The 3,832-nt window shown below is 36.3% G+C and carries 2 protein-coding genes, 1 tRNA gene and 2 CRISPR repeat arrays; of the genes, 2 read left to right on the plus strand and 1 reads right to left on the minus strand.

Going from position 1 to position 3,832, the window contains the following annotated elements:
• Positions 1-47 precede the first annotated feature (47 nt).
• A CRISPR array of direct repeats spans positions 48-554; the repeat unit is 47 nt; unit sequence ACTGTATTTCAATGAACTAAGATACAAAATTGAAAGCTTATCACAAC.
• Between the two features lie 30 nt (positions 555-584).
• Positions 585-1,709: direct repeats of the CRISPR family, unit length 47 nt; unit sequence ACTGTATTTCAATGAACTAAGATACAAAATTGAAAGCTTATCACAAC.
• A gap of 162 nt (positions 1,710-1,871) precedes the next feature.
• Positions 1,872-1,943: transfer RNA gene (locus D0T57_RS12515), tRNA-Met, on the minus strand.
• Between the two features lie 354 nt (positions 1,944-2,297).
• Here D0T57_RS12515 and D0T57_RS12520 point away from each other — a divergent pair.
• Positions 2,298-2,690: a DUF5013 domain-containing protein gene (locus tag D0T57_RS12520; protein WP_163273831.1), complete on the plus strand. Its 393-nt coding sequence runs from the start codon at positions 2,298-2,300 to the stop codon at positions 2,688-2,690.
• Between the two features lie 10 nt (positions 2,691-2,700).
• Entirely contained in the window at positions 2,701-3,720 is a 1,020-nt protein-coding gene (locus D0T57_RS12525) for a family 43 glycosylhydrolase (RefSeq protein WP_163273832.1), read from the plus strand.
• The last annotated feature ends 112 nt before the right edge of the window (positions 3,721-3,832 follow it).

Below are 3,832 nucleotides of genomic sequence, written 5' to 3' on the forward strand. Positions count from 1 at the left end.
TGAAAGCTTATCACAACATATTCTTCGCAGATGTAATAAGTTCAGTGACTGTATTTCAATGAACTAAGATACAAAATTGAAAGCTTATCACAACTACAGTAGTGGAAGGATTGCGGACAACTAAACTGTATTTCAATGAACTAAGATACAAAATTGAAAGCTTATCACAACCTTGTAATAGCTGGTATTGCAGGAACGGTAACTGTATTTCAATGAACTAAGATACAAAATTGAAAGCTTATCACAACGTAAAAATTCTGACTGTCTGCACATTATACACTGTATTTCAATGAACTAAGATACAAAATTGAAAGCTTATCACAACTAACAGTTTGTTATATTCATCTTCCGATTCACTGTATTTCAATGAACTAAGATACAAAATTGAAAGCTTATCACAACAAATACCAATGAAAAAAATAACGGACATAACTGTATTTCAATGAACTAAGATACAAAATTGAAAGCTTATCACAACAGGTAAACCGCTATCGTTAATTCCGCCTAACTGTATTTCAATGAACTAAGATACAAAATTGAAAGCTTATCACAACAACATACAACAGGCTTTAAAATAAATCAGAACTGTATTTCAATGAACTAAGATACAAAATTGAAAGCTTATCACAACAGTAGCATAGTTGGGAATATTATAGTATAGACTGTATTTCAATGAACTAAGATACAAAATTGAAAGCTTATCACAACGGACTGGCAATACTAATTCTTTGTATTGATACTGTATTTCAATGAACTAAGATACAAAATTGAAAGCTTATCACAACAGAATACTCTGTGAGGGTTAATATTGTATCACTGTATTTCAATGAACTAAGATACAAAATTGAAAGCTTATCACAACATCCGCAAAAGTCTTGATAATACCCTTTTCACTGTATTTCAATGAACTAAGATACAAAATTGAAAGCTTATCACAACTATTATCTAATGTGAAACATAAATTTTCAAACTGTATTTCAATGAACTAAGATACAAAATTGAAAGCTTATCACAACTATAAGTTTCTTATTAATTTGGAGATCTTTACTGTATTTCAATGAACTAAGATACAAAATTGAAAGCTTATCACAACTAATTGTTCTAATTTACCAAGATGTTCTATACTGTATTTCAATGAACTAAGATACAAAATTGAAAGCTTATCACAACCAATCAGGTATAGTTACAACCCCAATAATTACTGTATTTCAATGAACTAAGATACAAAATTGAAAGCTTATCACAACCCCATCACCAGAAAGGTTAATTTCATCTGAACTGTATTTCAATGAACTAAGATACAAAATTGAAAGCTTATCACAACCAAAACGATATGGGAAATGGAAGAGTGGAAACTGTATTTCAATGAACTAAGATACAAAATTGAAAGCTTATCACAACGGAGGTAAATTTGTTGCCTCATTTGCAGCGACTGTATTTCAATGAACTAAGATACAAAATTGAAAGCTTATCACAACATGCCCAATTCTAATCCTATACGCGCATTAACTGTATTTCAATGAACTAAGATACAAAATTGAAAGCTTATCACAACCCAGTTCATACTTAAGCATCGGCTTAGTGAACTGTATTTCAATGAACTAAGATACAAAATTGAAAGCTTATCACAACAGTATGGCATGAGTGACGAATGCTGCGATGACTGTATTTCAATGAACTAAGATACAAAATTGAAAGCTTATCACAACTTAGTTAATGTTTTAAATTCCAAAAAAGATACTGTATTTCAATGAACTAAGATACAAAATTGAAAGCTTAAAAAAATCGGATCACTGCCGCGTATCTGACCCGCCTATAAGGCTACAAAACAGCGAAAACCGTTTGTAGTAAACGGTTTTCGCTGATATTAGTTGCGGAAGCCGGATTCGAACCGACGACCTCCAGGTTATGAGCCTGGCGAGCTACCACTGCTCCATCCCGCGATATTGTGAGTGCAAAAGTATGCAATTTATATATACCAACCAAATAAAAAAGCATTAATAAATTGAGAATAATTGTAAGTGGCTGTTTTATAGGAAGAAAAAACTGTTGATCTAATGCATACTTGAAAGCCGAACTTTTCAATAATGATGTTGTAAAAGAACTATCCCCACTATTTGACAAAAATCTAAAAGACTATTATATCAGAAAACTACAGGATGATAAAGATCGCTTTCTTGTCATTAACAATGTTCGCAATAAACTCATACACATTCTGTTTACTGTTATTAAAAACAAACAAATCATTTACAATGAGAACAAACGCTGTGCATTAGAAGTAGACAAAACAACTTCATATGAGATGGGACAGAGACCGGATTTGTGTAGTCAACTGGGACGTGACAGACAGGCTTGTGCTGAATGGGAAGATATACCAATCAACAACTTTGCCTGCCGGCAAATATGTTCTTTCGGCCATGTTTACTGAATTACACGCCGACTTTGGCACTCAAAATCACTGTTATATGATTATCAACAAGGGCAACCAGACTATGCCGGATTGGAATGATCGCAAAACAGCCTTCGAATATACGGATGTGGCTTCGAGCAGTTCTATCGAATTCGAACTCACCGAAGAAACAACACTGACCATCGGATTCTTGTATAACTTCCCTACTATCGGCGAAAAATGCGCGTACGGATTCGACCGCATCAAATTAGCTCAAATAACCAGTGAAAACGAAGAATAACAGAAAGATAATGAAAAAAATTATATTCCTTTTAATTACGGCTGCATGTTTTATACACACAGCTTGTGGCGATAACGATGACGATAAAATTGGTAGAACCTTCAAAAATCCGGTAATGGGCAAACCTGCCGCCGACCCTACTATTATAAGGGCACAGGATGGAGCATATTATATCTATACCACAGGGGATCTTGTACCTATCTACAAATCCACCAATCTTATCGACTGGCAGTACATCGGCAATTGCTTTACCGAAGCAACCAAGCCCGCGATTGAAAATACGTCGGGTATCTGGGCACCCGATATACGGTATGTAGACGGCAAATATGTGCTCTATTACAGTATGCCGGGAACAACATCGGGGCAAATAGACGGCGTAAATATCTCCAACTGGGAGTGTGCTATCGGCTGTGCCGTAGCCGACAAACCCGAAGGCCCTTTTGAGGATAAAGGTAAAATGTTTAACGGATACGACATTAACATACAAAACTGCATCGACCCCTGCTACGTAGAAGAAAATGGTAAAAAATACCTTTTCTTCGGTAGCTGGGAGGGCATCTATGGTGTTGAGCTTTCTGACGATGGTTTCCGCCTGAAAGAAGGAACAACTCCGGTGCAAATATCTGGACGCGACAATGAAGGTGCTATGATACACAAACGTGGAGATTACTACTATCTGTTTGCCTCGTGGGGTTGGTGCTGTGGCGGCGACGAAAGTACATACAAAACTATTTATGGCCGCTCTGAGAGTTTATTCGGCCCTTATCTCACTAAAGATGGGAAAAACATGATAGACGGAGCTTTTCACATACTCATCGATTCCAATATGTTTTTTGCAGGTCCGGGACATAACTCGCAAATCGTAACGGATGATGCCGGTAACGACTGGATGGCTTACCATTCATATATTCGTGCACAAGCAGGGAAAGACCGCTTGTTGATGGTTAGCCAGATTAAATGGACCGACGATGACTGGCCTTATGTTGACGGAAATTCTCCTTCTTTAGATGCATTAGCTCCGGTTTTTTAATCATAGTTAGAGGTGAGGGTGTGTCAAAAGCCCCAAAATATGAAAGACCGAAGTTTTTAATAGCTTCGGTCTTTTTCGTTCACTCTAAAATATGTATCTTAGAGTTGCAATG

Source organism: Dysgonomonas sp. 511 (genome assembly GCF_010501105.1).
In the GTDB taxonomy this organism is placed as follows: Bacteria; Bacteroidota; Bacteroidia; order Bacteroidales; family Dysgonomonadaceae; genus Dysgonomonas.